This is a genomic window from Streptomyces sp. NPDC040718, from assembly GCF_055593565.1.
In genome coordinates, this window is the sequence record NZ_JBVIXO010000003.1 from 217,562 (window position 1) to 233,015 (window position 15,454).

At 73.4% G+C, this 15,454-nt stretch carries 17 protein-coding genes; 13 read left to right on the plus strand and 4 right to left on the minus strand.

Going from position 1 to position 15,454, the window contains the following annotated elements; all coding sequences use genetic code 11:
• Window positions 1–170 precede the first annotated feature (170 nt).
• The 7 genes from ACZ597_RS09675 (at window position 171) to ACZ597_RS09705 (ending at window position 6,967) form a co-directional block, all read left to right on the plus strand.
• Window positions 171–443 (plus strand): acyl carrier protein, encoded by a 273-nt coding sequence (locus tag ACZ597_RS09675; RefSeq protein ID WP_471327306.1) that lies wholly within the window; start codon window positions 171–173, stop codon window positions 441–443.
• A complete protein-coding gene (locus tag ACZ597_RS09680) occupies window positions 436–1,671 on the plus strand; it encodes a beta-ketoacyl-[acyl-carrier-protein] synthase family protein (protein WP_471327309.1) in 1,236 nt (411 codons plus the stop codon). The genes ACZ597_RS09675 and ACZ597_RS09680 overlap by 8 nt, the downstream gene beginning before the upstream one ends.
• On the plus strand, window positions 1,668–2,828 hold the full coding sequence (locus tag ACZ597_RS09685) for a beta-ketoacyl synthase N-terminal-like domain-containing protein (RefSeq protein ID WP_471327312.1): 1,161 nt from the start codon (window positions 1,668–1,670) through the stop codon (window positions 2,826–2,828). Before ACZ597_RS09680 ends, ACZ597_RS09685 begins: the two co-directional genes overlap by 4 nt.
• Before the next feature lie 69 nt (window positions 2,829–2,897).
• Window positions 2,898–3,965 (plus strand): aldo/keto reductase, encoded by a 1,068-nt coding sequence (locus ACZ597_RS09690; protein WP_471327315.1) that lies wholly within the window; start codon window positions 2,898–2,900, stop codon window positions 3,963–3,965.
• 91 nt (window positions 3,966–4,056) lie between these two features.
• Complete coding sequence (locus ACZ597_RS09695; protein ID WP_471327317.1) at window positions 4,057–5,262, plus strand: MFS transporter; 1,206 nt, start codon at window positions 4,057–4,059, stop codon at window positions 5,260–5,262.
• Between the two features lie 20 nt (window positions 5,263–5,282).
• Window positions 5,283–6,224, plus strand: a complete 942-nt coding sequence (locus ACZ597_RS09700) for an AfsA-related hotdog domain-containing protein (RefSeq protein ID WP_471327320.1) — start codon at window positions 5,283–5,285, stop codon at window positions 6,222–6,224.
• A gap of 56 nt (window positions 6,225–6,280) precedes the next feature.
• Window positions 6,281–6,967 (plus strand): HAD family hydrolase, encoded by a 687-nt coding sequence (locus ACZ597_RS09705; protein WP_471327322.1) that lies wholly within the window; start codon window positions 6,281–6,283, stop codon window positions 6,965–6,967.
• Between the two features lie 40 nt (window positions 6,968–7,007).
• On the opposite strand, the gene ACZ597_RS09710 is transcribed toward ACZ597_RS09705, so the two are convergent.
• From ACZ597_RS09710 to ACZ597_RS09725, 4 genes are read right to left on the minus strand one after another with little or no spacing between them, the layout of a single operon-like run.
• Window positions 7,008–8,126, minus strand: coding sequence for an iron-containing redox enzyme family protein (locus ACZ597_RS09710; protein ID WP_471327325.1), 1,119 nt, complete (start codon window positions 8,124–8,126; stop codon window positions 7,008–7,010).
• On the minus strand, window positions 8,123–8,431 hold the full coding sequence (locus tag ACZ597_RS09715; protein ID WP_471327327.1) for a CDGSH iron-sulfur domain-containing protein: 309 nt from the start codon (window positions 8,429–8,431) through the stop codon (window positions 8,123–8,125). The genes ACZ597_RS09710 and ACZ597_RS09715 overlap by 4 nt, the downstream gene beginning before the upstream one ends.
• Window positions 8,415–9,101, minus strand: coding sequence for a HemK2/MTQ2 family protein methyltransferase (locus tag ACZ597_RS09720; RefSeq protein WP_471327330.1), 687 nt, complete (start codon window positions 9,099–9,101; stop codon window positions 8,415–8,417). The genes ACZ597_RS09715 and ACZ597_RS09720 overlap by 17 nt, the downstream gene beginning before the upstream one ends.
• Window positions 9,102–9,128: 27 nt before the next feature.
• On the minus strand, window positions 9,129–9,368 hold the full coding sequence (locus ACZ597_RS09725) for a DUF6479 family protein (RefSeq protein WP_471327333.1): 240 nt from the start codon (window positions 9,366–9,368) through the stop codon (window positions 9,129–9,131).
• Between the two features lie 210 nt (window positions 9,369–9,578).
• Here ACZ597_RS09725 and ACZ597_RS09730 point away from each other — a divergent pair, with 210 nt between their 5' ends.
• The 6 genes from ACZ597_RS09730 (at window position 9,579) to ACZ597_RS09755 (ending at window position 15,438) form a co-directional block, all read left to right on the plus strand.
• The gene (locus ACZ597_RS09730) at window positions 9,579–11,810 is read left to right on the plus strand and encodes a catalase (protein WP_471327336.1); all 2,232 of its coding nucleotides are present in this window, start codon (window positions 9,579–9,581) and stop codon (window positions 11,808–11,810) included.
• 264 nt (window positions 11,811–12,074) lie between these two features.
• Window positions 12,075–13,043, plus strand: coding sequence for an LLM class F420-dependent oxidoreductase (locus tag ACZ597_RS09735; protein ID WP_471327338.1), 969 nt, complete (start codon window positions 12,075–12,077; stop codon window positions 13,041–13,043).
• A 290-nt stretch (window positions 13,044–13,333) separates the two neighbouring features.
• Entirely contained in the window at window positions 13,334–13,888 is a 555-nt protein-coding gene (locus ACZ597_RS09740; RefSeq protein ID WP_471327953.1) for a cysteine hydrolase family protein, read from the plus strand.
• 355 nt (window positions 13,889–14,243) lie between these two features.
• Window positions 14,244–14,519: an isoamylase early set domain-containing protein gene (locus tag ACZ597_RS09745; RefSeq protein ID WP_471327341.1), complete on the plus strand. Its 276-nt coding sequence runs from the start codon at window positions 14,244–14,246 to the stop codon at window positions 14,517–14,519.
• A 14-nt stretch (window positions 14,520–14,533) separates the two neighbouring features.
• Entirely contained in the window at window positions 14,534–15,010 is a 477-nt protein-coding gene (locus ACZ597_RS09750; RefSeq protein WP_471327344.1) for a hemerythrin domain-containing protein, read from the plus strand.
• Window positions 15,007–15,438 (plus strand): hypothetical protein, encoded by a 432-nt coding sequence (locus ACZ597_RS09755; protein WP_471327347.1) that lies wholly within the window; start codon window positions 15,007–15,009, stop codon window positions 15,436–15,438. The genes ACZ597_RS09750 and ACZ597_RS09755 overlap by 4 nt, the downstream gene beginning before the upstream one ends.
• Window positions 15,439–15,454: the final 16 nt, after the last annotated feature.

The window sequence follows — 15,454 nt, forward strand, 5'->3', positions numbered from 1 at the left end:
TGAACACCCCCATGGGCATACGGCCGCACCCTGGCGGAGGCACCACCCATGTCACTTTCGGAGTGCTTGCCGCTGCCTCCAGGCCTGGGTTTGGCTGGTTCAGGCCGCACCGGAGACGTGCAGAACTCCGGGCTACGGCCCCCCACACCAGCGAACCGAAGGGCAGTCAGATGAGTGACACGGCGATATCCGAGGACCGGCGCGCACAGGTACGGGCCATCGTGGCGGACGTCCTCGAAGCGGACATCGACGCGCTGACCGACGAGAGCAGCTTCGCCGACGACTTCGACGCGGACTCGCTGCTGATCATCGAGATCTACTCGCGCTTCGAGCGCGACCTCGGCATCCAGATCCCGCAGGAGGAACTCGTCGAGCTCGACGAACTGCCGACCGCCTACCGCCTGGTCGCCAAGCACAGCACCCCGGAGGCGCTGAGTGTCTGACGAGGCCTCCGCCACCGGGCGCCGGGTCGTCGTCACCGGGCTCGGCGCGGTGAGCAGCCTCGGGCTCGGCGCCCGGGCCCTCACCGCGGCGATCCGGGCCGGGCGCAGCGGCATCGGCCCCATCGCCCAGTTCGACGGCACCGGCTTCGACCGGGTCCTCGCCGGTGAAGTGCGCGGATTCCACGCGGAGATGCACCTGCGGGGAACCGACCCCGCGCGATGGGGCCGCAGCGGCCGCTTCGCCGCGGCCGCCGCGCGGATGGCGGTCACGGACGCCGGGGTGGACCCGGCCGTACTCTGCGCGTCGAACACGGCGAGCTGCTTCGGGACGACCAACGGCGAGTCCCTGGTCCTGGAAGGACTGACCCGGCAATGGGTCGACGACGGCCTCGCCGCGCTCGACCCGGTGCTCGCCGGCCAGGCCGACGCCGGACGGATCGCCGCCGCCGTCAGCGCCGAACTCGACCTGAGCGGCGAGTCCGTCACCCTCGGCACCGCCTGCGCCGCGGGCAACTACGCCATCGGCTACGGCTACGACCTGGTCCGCACGGGAGAGGCGGACGCCGCCCTGTGCGGCGGAGCCGACGCCTCCAACCGGGCCACCCACGCCGGCTTCCACCGCCTCGGGGCCCTCGCCGCGGACGTCCCCCGCCCCTTCGACGAACACCGCGACGGCATCGTCACGGCGGAGGGCGGCGCGGCCCTGCTCCTCGAACCCCTCGAAACGGCGCTGGCACGCGGGGCCCGGATCTACGCCGAGATCCTCGGGTACGGCATGACCTGCGACGCCGCCCACATGACCAACCCGGACGCCGCCTCCATCGCCGAGTGCATCCGGCGCGCCCACCACAACGCCGGCATCAAGCCCGGCGACGTGGACTACATCTGCGCGCACGGCACCGGCACCAAGGCGAACGACTCCACGGAGACGGCCGCCGTGCGCGAGGTGTTCACCGACGGCCCCCCGCCGATCAGCTCGATCAAGTCCATGCTCGGACACACCATGGGAGCGGCCGCCGGCTTCGGGGCCCTGGTGTGCTGCGCGGCCCTGTCCGAAGGCTTCCTCCCGCCGAGCGCCACGCTCCGCCGGGTGGACCCGGCACTGGGACCCGGACTCGACTGCGTCCAGGGGCGGGGCCGGGCCGCCCGGCCGCGCATCGTACAGAACCACGGCTTCGCCTTCGGCGGGAACAACGCCGTGACGATCTTCGGAGAGTTCACCGGATGAGCATCGTGGACGACCAGCGACGTCCCACCGTCACCCCGCGGACCGTGGTCCCCCTGGCCCTGGACACCGCCGGCGTGATCAGCGCGGCCGGCCCGGGACTCGGCCCCCTCGCCGACGCCCTGCGGCGCGGCGAGGCGGGCGGCGGCCCGCGGCCCGCCTCCCACGAGGCGGAGGACTACCCGCCGCTCACCCTGCGCCCGGCGGACTTCGACGCCGGCGAGCTCCTCGGCACCAAGGGGCTGAGCCGCCTCACACGCGCCGAACACCTGGGCATGGCCGCCTGCACCCTGGCGCTCGAACCGCTCGACGACCGCTCCGGGACCGGCGTGGTCCTCGGCAGCGCCATCGGCAGCAGCGGCGGCATCGGCCGCTTCAACCGGGACACCTTCGTCCGGGAACGCCCCTACATGGTGAACCCGTCGGCCTTCCCGGGCACCCTGATGAACGCGGTGGCCGGACGCACGGCCATCCGCCACGGGCTCACCGACGCGAACGCCACCGTCTCCGGAGGCCCGCTGGCCTCCCTGCACGCACTGCGCTTCGCCCGCAACGCCCTCGTCGCCGGCCACGCCCGCCGCATGCTGAGCGGAGGCGTGGAGGAGCTGTCGCCCCACAGCGCCTGGGCGTGGCACCGGACGGGAGCGCTCACGGCCGGAACCGCCCTCGGCGAAGGCGCCGCGGTGTTCTCCCTGCGGACCGTCCGGGACGGCGCCGGCGGCGACAGCCCCCTCGCCCTCCTCATGGCCGTCGGGACCGGTTTCGCCGCGGGCGGCCCCCTCGCCGTCGCCCGCCGCCTCACCACCTGCGTACGGGACGCCCTCGCCCGCAGCGGCGTCGCGCCCGCCGACATCGCCGTCGTCGCACCCGGGGCGGCCGGCCGGCGGGGCTGGGCGGACGTGGAGCGACGCGCCCTGCGCGCGGCACTCGACGGACCCGACGGACCCGACAGGCCCGGCGGCCGGCACCTGCTGCGCGTCGGGGAGGTGCTCGGCGAGACCCACGGCGCGAGCGCCGCGCTCCAGCTCGCAGCCGTCGTCGCCCGCTGGCACGACCCCCACCTCGACACCCGCGGCGAACGGGCCGCCCTCGTCACCTCGGTCGGCCCGGACGGCTCGGTCGGCTGCGCCGTCCTGCTGCACCCGCACGCCGACGGCTGAGGCACCCCCGCCCCCGCCGCCACCCCCTCGATCCACCGCGCCACCACCACGTAAGGACGTACTTTCCCCATGCGCTACCGCTACCTCGGCCGGACCGGCCTCCAGGTCTCCGAGCTGTCCTTCGGGGCGGCCACCCTCGGCACCCCCGGCGCGTTCGGCGGGCTGCCCGGCGCGAACTGGTCCCAGTTCGGCGTCAACGCGGGCGACGACGCGGTACGCCTCGTCCACGCCTGCCACGACGCGGGCGTCAACTTCTTCGACACCGCCGACGTCTACCGGGACGGCGAGTGCGAGGAACTGCTCGGCCTGGCCCTCAAGGACCGCCGGGACAAGGCCGTCATCGCCACCAAGGCCCGCTTCAGCACCGACCCCGACGACGTCAACGCGGCCGGCTCCTCCCGCCACCACCTGGTGCGCGCCGTGGAGGCCAGCCTCCGCCGCCTCGGCACCGACTACATCGACGTGCTCTACCTCCACGGCACCGACCCCCGGACCTCCCTGGAGGAGACCCTCGGGGCCCTCGACGACCTGGTGCGCGCCGGGAAGCTGCGCTACATCGGCTGCTCGAACTTCCCCGGCTGGCAGCTGATGAAGGCGCTCGACATCTCCGACCACCGCAACCTCGCCCGCTTCGCCGCCTACCAGGGCTACTACAACCTGGGGGCCCGCGAGCTGGAGCACGAGATCGTGCCCGCCGCGGCCGACCAGGGCGTGGGCATCACCGTCTGGAGCCCGCTGGCCGGAGGGTTCTTCACCGGCAAGTACCGGCGCGGGCAGGACGTCTCCCCGGACTTCCGGCTGGCCCACGAGGGCCCCGCCTCCATCGCGCCGCTCACCGATCGCGAGCAGGCCTACGACGTGGTGGAGGTGCTCGACGGCATCGCCCGCGAGCGCGGCGTCTCGATCGCCCAGGTCGCCCTCAACTGGGTGCTGAGCAAGCCCGGCGTGACGTCCGTGGTGTTCGGCGCCAGCCGCCCCGGCCAGCTCCAGGACAACCTCGGCACCGTCGAGTGGGAGCTCACCGCCGAGGAGCGGCAGCGGCTGGACGCGGCGAGCGACCGCCCCGCGCCCTACCCGTACTGGCACATGCGGGCGATCGCCGGCGACCGCAGCCTGCCGGGAGACATCCAGCCCTGACCGCGGCCGGCGGGCCACGGCCCCGGCCCCGCCCGCCCCGCAGTCCCGCCCGTTTCGCCAGTTCGCCGCAGCCCGACCCGGGAGCACACCCGTGCCCATAGCCGTCATCGCCCTGTCACTCAGCGGCTTCGCCATCGGCGTCGCCGAGTTCATCATCGCGGGGATCCTCCCCGACATCGGAGCCGACCTCTCCGTCTCCATCCCCACCGCGGGACTCCTGGTGTCCGGGTACGCGCTCGGCGTCGTCGTCGGCGCCCCCGGCCTCACCGTGCTGTGCGCCCGCACCGAACGCCGGAGCCTGCTGATCCGGCTCATGCTGCTCTTCCTCGCCGGAACGGTCCTCTCCGCCCTCGCCCCCGGCTACGGCCTGCTCATGGCGGGCCGAGTGCTGTCCGCCCTCGCCCACGGCGCGTTCTTCGGCGTCGCGATGGTCGTCGCCGCCGACCTCGTCCCCGAGGACCGCAAGGGCCGCGCGGTGTCGATGGTCGCCGCGGGACTCACCCTCTCCACGATCCTCGGCGTCCCGGCGGGCACGTTCATCGGCCAGCACTTCGGCTGGCGCTGGGCGTTCTGGATGGTCGCGATCTTCGCCGCCGTGGGCCTCGCGGGCATCGCCTCGCTCGTGCCCCGCACCCCGGCGCCCGAGGGCACGGGGCTGCGCTCCGAACTGACCGTGCTGCGCCGCCCGCAGGTGGTGCTGGTCCTGCTCACCACCGTGCTCGGCTTCGGCGGCGTCATGACCTCGTACACCTACATCGCCGAAATGGTCACCCGGGTCACCGGCTTCACCGACGACGCCGTCACCCTCATCATGGTGCTCTTCGGCGTCGGCATGTTCGTGGGCAACCTGGTCAGCGGCCGGATCGCGGACCGCGCCCCCAGGAGCGCCATGTGCGGCGCGCTGGCCCTGCTCACCCTCGTGCTCGGCGCGTTCACCTTCACGGTGCACGACAAGGCGGCCACCTGCGTGACCGTCTTCCTCTTCGGCGCGGCCACCTTCGCCACCATCGCCCCGCTCCAGATGCGGATCATGGCCAAGGCCGACGGCGCCCCCACGCTCGCCTCGGCGTCGAACATCGCCGCCTTCAACCTGGCCAACGCCGCCGGACCCCTGCTCGGCGGCAGGATCATCGCCGCCGGCCTCGGCTACCCCGCCCTCAACTGGGCCGGGGCCCTCGTCACCCTCGCCGGACTCCTCCTCGCCGGCCTCGGCGTGGCGGCGGAGCGCAAGGAGCGCGCCGCCACCACGCCCTCACCCCGCCGAACGGCAGCGCCGCTGCCCTCCGAACGCTCCTGACACGAAAGGAAGCCACCACCGTGGGAACCCCCACAGCCACACCCGTCTACGACCGGACCGTGTCCCGCTCGCTCGTCCACCGCTGGGCCCTGTCCGAGGTGTTCCTCACCGATTCCGTCGCCACCGGCGAGGGGACCTTCGCGGCCGCCGCGCAACTCCCGCTCTCCCACGCGTACTTCCGCGACCACGGACCCGGACGCGGCTTCCACGACGCGCTGCTCGTCCTGGAGAGCTGCCGCCAGGCGGTCACCTACGCCGCGCACCTGCACGAGGAGGTGCCGCGCGACACCACGTTCATGGTCACGTCCTGGACGCTCGACATCACCGACCCGGAGGCCCTCCGCTGCGGCGACCGGCCCGGGGAGCTGCGCATGGACGCGGAAGTCACCGACCGCGCCCGGCGCGGCGGACGGCTCCGCCGGCTGGCCTTCGCCATGGACCTCGTGCTCGACGGCCGGGCCCTGGGCCGGCTCACCATGGACGTCAACTGCACGCCCACCGACCAGTACCACTCGCTGCGCCGCATGCAGCGGGGCACCACCGTCCCCACGGCGTTCACCCTGCCCGCCGAGCCCGACGGAGCACCGGTCGACCCGGCCCGGGTGCGCCGGCTCGACCCGGCCAACGCCGTCCTCGACGCAGTACGGCTGGACCCCGCCGCCCTCACCGCCCTGCTCAGCCCCCGTACGTTCGACAACCGCAGCATGTACGACCACCCGTACGACCACGTCCCGGCCATGGTCTTCAGCGAGGCGGCGCGCCAGTGCGCCCTGCTGCTCGGCCCGGAGCGCACCACCGCACGGGTGCTCCGGCTCCACGGCCGCTTCCTGAAGTTCGCGGAACTGGACGACGAGGTGCGTCTGACCGCCGTATACAGGGAAGAGGACGGCCCGGGGGCGTTCCTGATGAGCGCCGTCCAGCAGGACGAGAGGGTGGCGGAGGTACGCCTGACCCTGGGCTGACCCCTCCCCTTCCTTCCTCCCCCCTCCCTCTTCCCCCTTCACACCCGGAGTTCTCCGTGACCACGGCACTGCCGACGACCACGCGCGCCGTCGCGTTCTTCGACGTCGACGAGACGCTCACCACCGTCAAGACCATGTTCGACTTCTACGACTTCTTCCTGAAGGCCGTCGGACACACCCCGCAGGAACAGCGGAAGCTCCACCAGGACTCCCTCGACCTCCTGCGCCCCGGCATGCCCAGGGAACAGGGCAACCGGCTCTTCTACCGCCGCTTCGCCGGCCACCGGGTCGAGCAGACCGAGGCCGTCGGCCGGGCGTGGTTCGCCGAGCACCTGCGACGCGGCGGCTTCTTCCACCAGGACGTCCTCGCGGCGCAGACGGCCCACCGGGAGCACGGGCTGGCCACCGTACTCGTCTCCGGTTCCTTCCCCGCCGCCCTGGACCCGGTCGCCGCCCACGTCGGCGCCGACGCGGTGCTGTGCACGCGCCCGGAGATCCAGGACGGGGTGTACACCGGGGAAGTGCTGACGACGATGATCGGCGACGCCAAGGCGAAGGCCGCCCGCGAACTCCTGTCCGAGCACGGCATCGGCCCCGAGGAGTGCCACGCCTACGGCGACCACGTCTCGGACCTGGGGCTGCTCCGCCTCGTCGGCCACCCGGTCGTCGTCGGCGACCACCCGGACCTGCTGGCGGAGGCAGGCCTGCACGGCTGGAACCGCCTGGAGGGCGTCCCGGCCTGACCCCCGCCCGGCCCGCCGCCCGCCCGGCCCGTCACGCGGATCAACCCGATCGGCCGGACAGGTCCGGGGAGGTGGCGCCGGACGCCGACGAGGGCGGGTACCGCGGTGCGCGCCGGGCGGGCGGCGGCCCGGCCAGGGGCGTGCGCAGGGCCGAGCGGCCCCGGGTCCACTCGTGCCGGACGTGCGCGGCCAGGCGGTCCTCCAGGAGGACGGTCGCGGCGCAGCCGAACGCGACGTCCGCCTCCAGCTCCGGTTCGTCGGCCAGGAGGCCGCCGATGACCTCGTGGCGTACGACCTGTTCGTGGACGGCGTCGGCCTCCACGTGCTCGGCGTAGAAGTGCTCGGCCGCAGGCCCCGCACCGCACCTGCGCATGGCCCTGGCGAGCCGCCGCGAGCCGGGCGACGACGTCACCTCGACGCACGCGAAGTGTCCGACGAGCGCCCCGCGCAGGGCCCGGTGGAGTCCCAGGAGGGACATCAGGTTGACGGTGGCGAGCAGGGCCGCCGGTGCCTGCTCCAGGTAGTGGCCGTACGTGGTGTCGAGGCCGAGGTCGCCCATGAGGTCGGCGAAGAGGCGGGCGTGGATCCGCTCGGCGCGGCCGGCGCCGAACTCGTCGTATTCGATGGCGACCATGGCCGCCTTGGCCCGGCCGCGGAGCCGGGGGATCACCCAGGCGTGCGGATCGGCTTCCTTCAGGTGGTACAGGGAGCGCAGGGCCGCGTACTCGCGCAGCTGCCACAGCTCGCCCTCGGTCTCCAGGTAGTGGCTGAGGCTGCCGCCGAGGTCCACCGGTTCGACCAGGAGGGGGCCGAACGCCTCCGCCACGGTCCCGGGGGAGCCCGCGGTGTCCGTCCGCAGCGCATGGCTGAAACGGTCCTCCAGGGAGCGGCGCAGCCGCAGCAGGTCCGGATCCCATTCCAGAGCCTCGTCAACGCCCGCGAAGCCGAGGTAGTGCAGTTCGTACAGCAGGTAGAGGGCGAGCTGGAGGTCCTCGCCCCAGGGGTCGGCCTTCAGGACCTCCGCGGTGGTGTGGGAGGGAGGCCGGCCGCTGCGCAGGGCGCCCACCACGGCACGGGACAGCGGCCCGCGCCCCTCGGCCAGCACGGGAGCGCTCGCGGCCGCGGGGGCCCGGCGGGCGGTGTCAGCGGGTGCGGTCATGGCTCGTTCCTGTCCTCGGGCGCCGGGGTGGCGCGCTCCCGGGGGCGGTGACTGGTGTCGCACCACGGGTACGTACGGCTGCGGCGGCAGGTGCACACGGCGACCATGAACCGGTCCGACCGCGCGGTCGTCCCGTCGTCGAGGACGACCTCCACCGGGCCCTCGACCAGGACCGGCCCACAGCGGTCCGCGGACCCGGAGCGCTCCACGGCCACCCGCCGGGCGAGCCGGGCGGTCGGGGCCGGCCCGGTGGGCCCCTGCGGGCCCGGGCGGGCCGCCGGGGTTCCTTCAGAGGTGCTGGGCACGGACGATCACCAGCTCCTCCTGCTCGTCGCCGTCCTCCGCCAGGCCCTGCTCCTGGAGCCAGGCCCTGCGCGAGCGCAGCACCGGCCCCCAGGGCACCCAGGCCCGCTCGGTGACCTGCGCGGACATTCCGTGCCGGGACAGGAGCCGGAGGGTCTCCTGCGCCCCGCACATCCCCGAGTGGACCATCAGCAGAACACCTCCGGGCCGCAGCAGGGTCGGCACGGCCGCGCAGATCCGGTCGATGACGGCCCGCCCGTCCCTCCCCGCGTCCCAGGCGCGCCGGTCCCCCCGGGTGGGCAGCCGGGTGTCGGGGCTCGGGACGTACGGCGGGTTGGCCAGGACCAGGTCGAAGCGCCGCCCCCGGGTCCGGGCCGCGAAGTCGCCGTGCAGGATGCGCAGCCTCAGGCGCTGGCGCCATCCGTTCAGCCGGGCGGCCAGCACGGCGGGCCACGCGATGTCGACCGCGGTGACCTCGGCGCCCATGGCCGCCGCCCGCAGGGCGAGCGCGCCGGTGCCGGTCCCGATCTCGATGACCTCGGCACCCGGGCGCAGGGGCTCGCGGGCGAGGGCGCCGGCGAGCAGCAGGGTGTCGGCCTGGGGCCGGTACACGCCCGGAAGGGCGATGAGGTGCGGCAGGGGGTCTCTGTACGTCAGGGCGGTACTCGGCACGGCTGTCTCCTGTTCGGTCGCGAAGGTTCACGGGCGCTGCCGGGGGTCGCCTGCGGGGTCGGTGTCGTCGGGCGTCCGCCAGGAGCCGCGTCGGGCACGGGCCGCGGGGCCCTGCTCGGACGGGCGCGCACCGGGGTCCGTCCGGGCCGCCGCGCGTCGGGCGCCGTACCAGAACGCGCCGATCAGCACCACGACGACGACCACGCCGGCGAGGATCACGAAGAGGGACGGGAAAGCGGAGGCCGACAGGGGCACTGGGGCGATCATGGGCTGCGCCTACCCGCGATCCCGTGCTTTGCACATCCGCGCACATCCGCGCACGTCCGCCGCCTGCACTCCGAATCCGCCCCCCCCCCCGCGACCGCGGCGCGCCGGGAGGGTTCATCCCGGAACAGCGGGTAGGCGCGGCGTGCAGATGCCGAGAGTCCTGAGGGTGGGGACCACCCGGGCTCCGTCTCCGTCCGAGGAGGAGAAGCGATGACCACCAACCACTCCGGCGGGCACCCCGAGCCGGGCGACGGCCTGCCGGGGAAGCCGGGGCCGGTGTCCCCGTCCATGGCGGAGCCCACGCAGCCGGAGCACCCGCTCCCGCCCAAGCCCGACCAGACCGGCCCCGAGACGGTGAGCCCGACCGGGCAGGCCACCGGGGCGGACCAGGCCCGCAGGGCGCAGAGCGGCGCGTACCTGACCACGGCCCAAGGGGCGCGGCCGTACGACACCGACCACTCCCTGAAGGCCGGAGCGCGCGGACCCGTCCTGATCCAGGACCACCACCTGCGCGAGAAGATCACGCACTTCGACCACGAACGGATCCCCGAGCGGGTGGTGCACGCCCGGGGCGCCGCCGCCCACGGCGTCTTCCAGGGCTACGGCACCGCCGGCGAGGTCTGCAAGGCCGCCTTCCTGGCGAAGGACGTGGAGACACCCGTCTTCGTCCGCTTCTCCACGGTGCTCGGCTCCCGCGGTTCGGCGGACACGGTGCGCGACACCCGCGGGTTCGCGACCAAGTTCTACACGGACGAGGGCACGTACGACCTGGTCGGCAACAACATCCCGGTCTTCTTCATCCAGGACGCCGTGAAGTTCCCCGACATCGTCCACGCGGCCAAACCGCATCCGGACCGGGAGGTCCCGCAGGCGCAGAGCGCCCACGACACCTTCTGGGACTTCGTCTCCCTGCACACCGAGGCCACCCACCACACCCTGTGGAACATGTCCGACCGCGGCATTCCGCGCTCCTACCGGATGATGGAGGGCTTCGGGGTCCACACCTTCCGCCTGGTCAACGCGGCCGGGGAGACCGCGCTGGTGAAGTTCCACTGGAAGCCGAAGCTGGGCGTGCACTCCCTGGTCTGGGAGGAGGCCCAGCTCATCTGCGGCATGGACCCCGACTTCCACCGGCGGGACCTCTACGACGCCATCGAAGCCGGCGCCCATCCGCAGTGGGAACTGGGCATCCAGGTGTTTCCCGACACCCCGGAGCAGACGTTCGAGGGGATAGACCTCCTCGACCCCACCAAGCTCGTGCCCGAGGAACGGGCTCCGGTGCAGCCCATCGGCCTGATGACCCTGAACGCCAACACCAAGAACTACTTCGCCGAGACCGAGCAGGTCGCCTTCCACCCCGGGCACCTGGTTCCCGGCATCGACGTCACGGACGACCCGCTGCTCGCCGGCCGGCTGTTCTCCTACCTCGACACCCAGATCAGCAGGCTGGGCGGGCCGAACTTCGGGCAGCTCCCGGTCAACCGGCCGCACGCCCCCGTCAACGACATGCTCCGCGACGGCATGCACCAGACCGCCGTGCACACGGGCGTCGCGCCGTACCGCCCCAACAGCCTGGACGGCGGCTGCCCCTTCCAGGCGGGCGCGGACGCGGCTGCCTACGCAGAGGCGCCGGTCACGGTGCCGGAGGCCGGCAAGGTCCGCGAGGCGCCCGCCTCCTTCTCCGACCATTTCACCCAGCCGCGGCTCTTCTGGCTGAGCATGACCGCGCCGGAGCGCGAGCACATCATCGCCGCCTACACCTTCGAGCTGAACAAGTGCTTCGAGCAGGCCGTCAAGGAACGCACCCTCAGGGTGCTGGCGAACATCGACCCCCAGCTGTGCGAGCGGGTCGCCGCGGGCCTCGGCCTGCCCGCTCCCGAAGCAACGGTTCCGCTCGTCGCGGCGGACGCCAGTCCGGCACTGTCGCAGTTGGGCGGCACCTGGCCGGCCGACGGCCGGGTGATCGGGATCGTCACCGACGGAACGGCCGACCCGGACGGCGTACGGGCCGCCCGGCAGGCCGTCCTGGACGCGGGCGTGGTGCCCCTCGTCGTCGCCCCGGCCGGCGGCACGCTCGACAAGGCCGGCGATCCCATCGCGGTCCAGCGGACCTTCGCCACCGCCCGCTCCGTCGAATTCGACGCCCTGCTGTTCGCGGGGGCGCCCGCACCGGGCGACGACGCCTACGGCGCCCGCGACGCGAAGGCCGGGGCGGCGGCCGAGGGGCCCGACCCCCGCGTACTGCTGCTGCTCACCGAGGCGTACCGGCACGGCAAGGCCGTCGGCGGCTGGAACGGGGTCCCGGAGCTCCTCGAATCCGCCGGCATCGCACCGGACGGTCCCGGCCTCATCGTGAGCGAGGACGCCGAGGCGGCCGTGGAGGCGGCGTTGGAGGCCCTCGCCGGCCACCGGGCCTGGGACCGGTTCCCGCCCGCGCTCTGAACCGTCGCGCAGACCGCGACCGGGCTGCTCCCGGGTCGACGAGGCGCGGCCGGTCGTGGGAGGTCGTGGTGTCCACGCGCTGCGGCTACCCCGATGGCCGGGCCGTATCCCGCCCTCCGCGCTCGCGGGGTTGAAGCGTGGTGGGCCGGGCAGGCGCCGCGTAGCCGGCGGGAAGCCGACCTGGCGGCAGGGAGGAGAACCCTCGGCCGGACGAGGCCCACACCCGGGTCAGCCCCGCACGAGCGACAGGAAGGACGCGCACTCATGCCGGTACGCATCGGGTACACGATGATGACCGAGCAGGCCGGACCGCTCGAACTCGTCTCCCACGTGGTGGGAGCGGAGCGGGCGGGTTTCGACTTCTCCGTCATCTCGGACCACTCCTTCCCCTGGCTGGAGTCCCAGGGCCACGCCCCCTACGCGTGGAGCGTGCTCGGGGCGGCCGCGCAAGCCACCTCCCGGATCCCGCTCATGACGTACGTGACCTGCCCGACGTTCCGCTACCACCCCGCGGTCGTCGCGCAGAAGGCCGCGACCGTGCAGATCCTGTCCCAGGGCCGGTTCCGTCTGGGACTGGGCTCCGGCGAGAACCTCAACGAGCACATCGTCGGCGCCGGATGGCCCGCCGCGCACGTCCGCCTGGAGATGCTGGAGGAAGCCGTCGGCATCATCCGGCAGCTGTTCGAAGGCGGGTACGTGAGCTGCCACGGCGCCCACTACGACGTCGAGAACGCCAAGCTCTGGGACCTCCCCGAGGAGCTGCCCCCGATCGGCATCGCCGTCTCGGGTCCCCGCTCGTGCGCGCTGGCCGGCCGGCACGGCGACCTCGTGATCGCGACCGAACCGAAGGCGGAACTCCTCCGGGAGTTCGACGCCCACGGCGGCGCGGGCAAACCCCGTGTCGGACAGCTGCCCGTCAGCTACGACACCGACCGTGACGCGGCGGTGGCCCGCGCCCACGACCAGTTCCGCTGGGCGCTGGGCGGCTGGCGGGTCAACGGAGAGCTCCCCGGCCCCGCGGGCTTCGAGCAGGCTTCCCGGTACACCCGGCCCGAGGACGTGGCCGAGTCCGTTCCGTGCGGTGACGACGTGGACGCGTTCGTCGAGGCGGTACGCCCCTACGCCGAGGCGGGATTCACCGAGGTCGCCCTCGTCCAGATCGGCGGCGACCGGCAGGCTCCCTTCCTGGACTGGGCCGAGGCGAAACTCCTGCCCGCGCTCCGGAACCTGTAGTCGCGCAGCCCGGGTCACGGGCGGCCGCTGCGCAGGAGGTCCAGCCCGGCGCGCTCGACGGCCCCGCGTCCAGGGCGACCGCGGTGAGGACGGTGGCGTACCAGGTCCTGAAATCCTACCCGGCCCGTGCGCCGGCACTCGCCCAGCCGTGGGAGGGCGGGATGCGGCCCCCGTCGCGGCCATGGGGCCAGGACCGCACCCCGCACCGGGCCCCTACCCGGTACCGGGGAGGCGACACGGTTGACACCTGCCCGTGCGGGCAGGCGCCCGGCGTGACGGAAGGCGGCGACATGGGCCGGACGGCACTCATCGTGATCGACATGCTCAACACCTACGAGCACGAGGACGCCGAGGTGCTGGTGAAGTCCGTCCGCGAAGCCCTTCCGGGCGTCGAGGCGCTCCTCGAACGGGCGCGGGAGTCCCGGGCACCGGTCGTCTACGTGAACGACAACTTCGGCCGCTGGCGCTCCCACCACGGCGAGATCCTCGACGCCGCCCTGGCCGGCCACAACGCCGACCTGGTGAAGCCGATCGCACCGGACGAGGACGCCCTGTTCGTCGTCAAGGCACGGCATTCGGTGTTCTACGAAACGCCCCTCGCGTACCTGCTGGGCCAGCTCGGCGTCCAGCGGGTCGTGCTGTGCGGGCAGGTGACCGAGCAGTGCGTGCTGTACTCGGCCCTGGACGCCCACATCCGGCACCTCGACGTCGTCGTGGCCCTCGACGCGGTCGCCCACATCGACGCCGGCCTCGCCGACGCGGCCCTGCGCATGATGGAACGGAACATGTCGGCCGAGCTCCGCCCCAGCTGCGAGATCACCTTCGAGGACGTTCCTTCGGACTGAGGCGGCCGCGGCGGTCTTGAACCGCGGCTGCTCGGAGACGGGGTCCCAGACGGTGGCGATCAGCCCGTTCGCGGCCCTCCCCGGGGCCCCCGCCGGCGGGGCCATGGCCGCAGGCGAGGACCGCGAGCGTGTAGTACATCGCTTCCCGCGGGCCGGAGGCGGTCGCGTTCTGCACCTCCGGGCAGCTCTTCCTGGAGGAGGTCACCCCCTCGGCCAGGCAGGTGTCCGTGCGTGACACGGCCTCCAGGTGAGTGACGGGCCCGCTGTCCGGCGGCGTGTGCGGGGCTCCGGTGACGAACACCGTGCGACGGTGCATGGGCCTCTGCCAGCCCCCACCCGTCAGGAGTCGTCCCCGGTGCTCGAACGCAAGCAGCTCAAGGGCCGCACCCAGGTCACCTTCGTCCTTCCCGCCGACAGCCCGGACGGTCCGGTCAGCGTCGTGGGGGACTTCAACCACTGGAACCCCGCCGCGCACCCCCTGCAGGTCCGGGGCGACGGCATGCGCGCGGCGACCGTCGTCCTGCCCGCCCGCAGCGGCCACTCCTTCCGGTACCTGGCGGCCGGCGACTACTGGTTCGACGACGACCAGGCCGACGGCCATGACGGCGCCAACAGCCGCGTCCACACCTGACGGGGGACGTCCGCATGGATGCGATCGTGCTGCTGCGCGAGGACCACAAGACGGTCGAGAAGCTGTTCAAGCGGTTCGAGAAGACCTCCGACGACGACACGGCCGAACGCCGCCGGATCGCCGACGAGGTGGTCGAAGAGCTCACCGTCCACGCGTGGATCGAGGAGAAGTACTTCTACCCCGCCGCCCGCGAGGCCGCGCCGGACACGAAGGACCACATCCTGGAGAGCATCGAGGAGCACCATGCGGTGGTGTGGATGCTGTCGGAGATCAAGGACATGGATCCGGCTGACGAGCGGTTCAAGGCGAAGATGACCGTGCTCATGGAACAGGTCCGCCACCACGTCGAGGAGGAGGAACAGGACTGGTTCCCGGATGTCCGCAAGGCGATGGGCCGCAACAGGCTCACGGAACTGGGTGCCGAGCTGGAGGCCGGGAAGAAGCGGGCGCCGCGCGACCCGCTGGCCGTTCCCAGCGCCGACTCGAAGTGACCCGGTCACGGTACCGGCCGGCCGGGCGCCCCTGGTGCGGACCGCTCCTGGCGGCCGCTGCGATGCTCGCGGCGGCCGGGTGCGGGGCCCCGGGGGCACGGCAGGACGCCGCGGCCGCGGCGGGAGCCGCCTTCGAAGCCGCCGTCGCGTCCGGCGACCGCGTACGGGCCTGCGAGCTGCTGGCCCCGCAGACCCGTCGGCAGCTGGAGCAGGACGAGCAGAAGACCTGCCCGACGGCGTTCGCCTCGCAGGAGTTGCCCAGGACGCGAGGCGTCCGGGGCGTCGAGGCGTACGGGCGGCAGGCGATGGTGCGCATGGCGGGCGACACCCTGTTCCTGTCGCTGTTCACCGCCGGCTGGAAGGTCGTGGCCGCGGGTTGCGCACCGCGGCCCGACCAGCCCTACGACTGCCTGATCAAGGGGGCGTGACCCGTGCGGATCCTCT

What these genes read in the sequence shown, in the direction of transcription:
- ACZ597_RS09675 (WP_471327306.1), top strand. Translation starts at nt 171, where the DNA reads ATGAGTGACACGGCGATATCCGAGGACCGGCGCGCACAGGTACGGGCC.
- ACZ597_RS09685 (WP_471327312.1), top strand. Translation starts at nt 1,668, where the DNA reads ATGAGCATCGTGGACGACCAGCGACGTCCCACCGTCACCCCGCGGACC.
- ACZ597_RS09690 (WP_471327315.1), top strand. Translation starts at nt 2,898, where the DNA reads ATGCGCTACCGCTACCTCGGCCGGACCGGCCTCCAGGTCTCCGAGCTG.
- ACZ597_RS09710 (WP_471327325.1), bottom strand. Translation starts at nt 8,126, where the DNA reads ATGACCGCACCCGCTGACACCGCCCGCCGGGCCCCCGCGGCCGCGAGC.
- ACZ597_RS09725 (WP_471327333.1), bottom strand. Translation starts at nt 9,368, where the DNA reads ATGATCGCCCCAGTGCCCCTGTCGGCCTCCGCTTTCCCGTCCCTCTTC.
- ACZ597_RS09730 (WP_471327336.1), top strand. Translation starts at nt 9,579, where the DNA reads ATGACCACCAACCACTCCGGCGGGCACCCCGAGCCGGGCGACGGCCTG.
- ACZ597_RS09735 (WP_471327338.1), top strand. Translation starts at nt 12,075, where the DNA reads ATGCCGGTACGCATCGGGTACACGATGATGACCGAGCAGGCCGGACCG.
- ACZ597_RS09740 (WP_471327953.1), top strand. Translation starts at nt 13,334, where the DNA reads ATGGGCCGGACGGCACTCATCGTGATCGACATGCTCAACACCTACGAG.
- ACZ597_RS09750 (WP_471327344.1), top strand. Translation starts at nt 14,534, where the DNA reads ATGGATGCGATCGTGCTGCTGCGCGAGGACCACAAGACGGTCGAGAAG.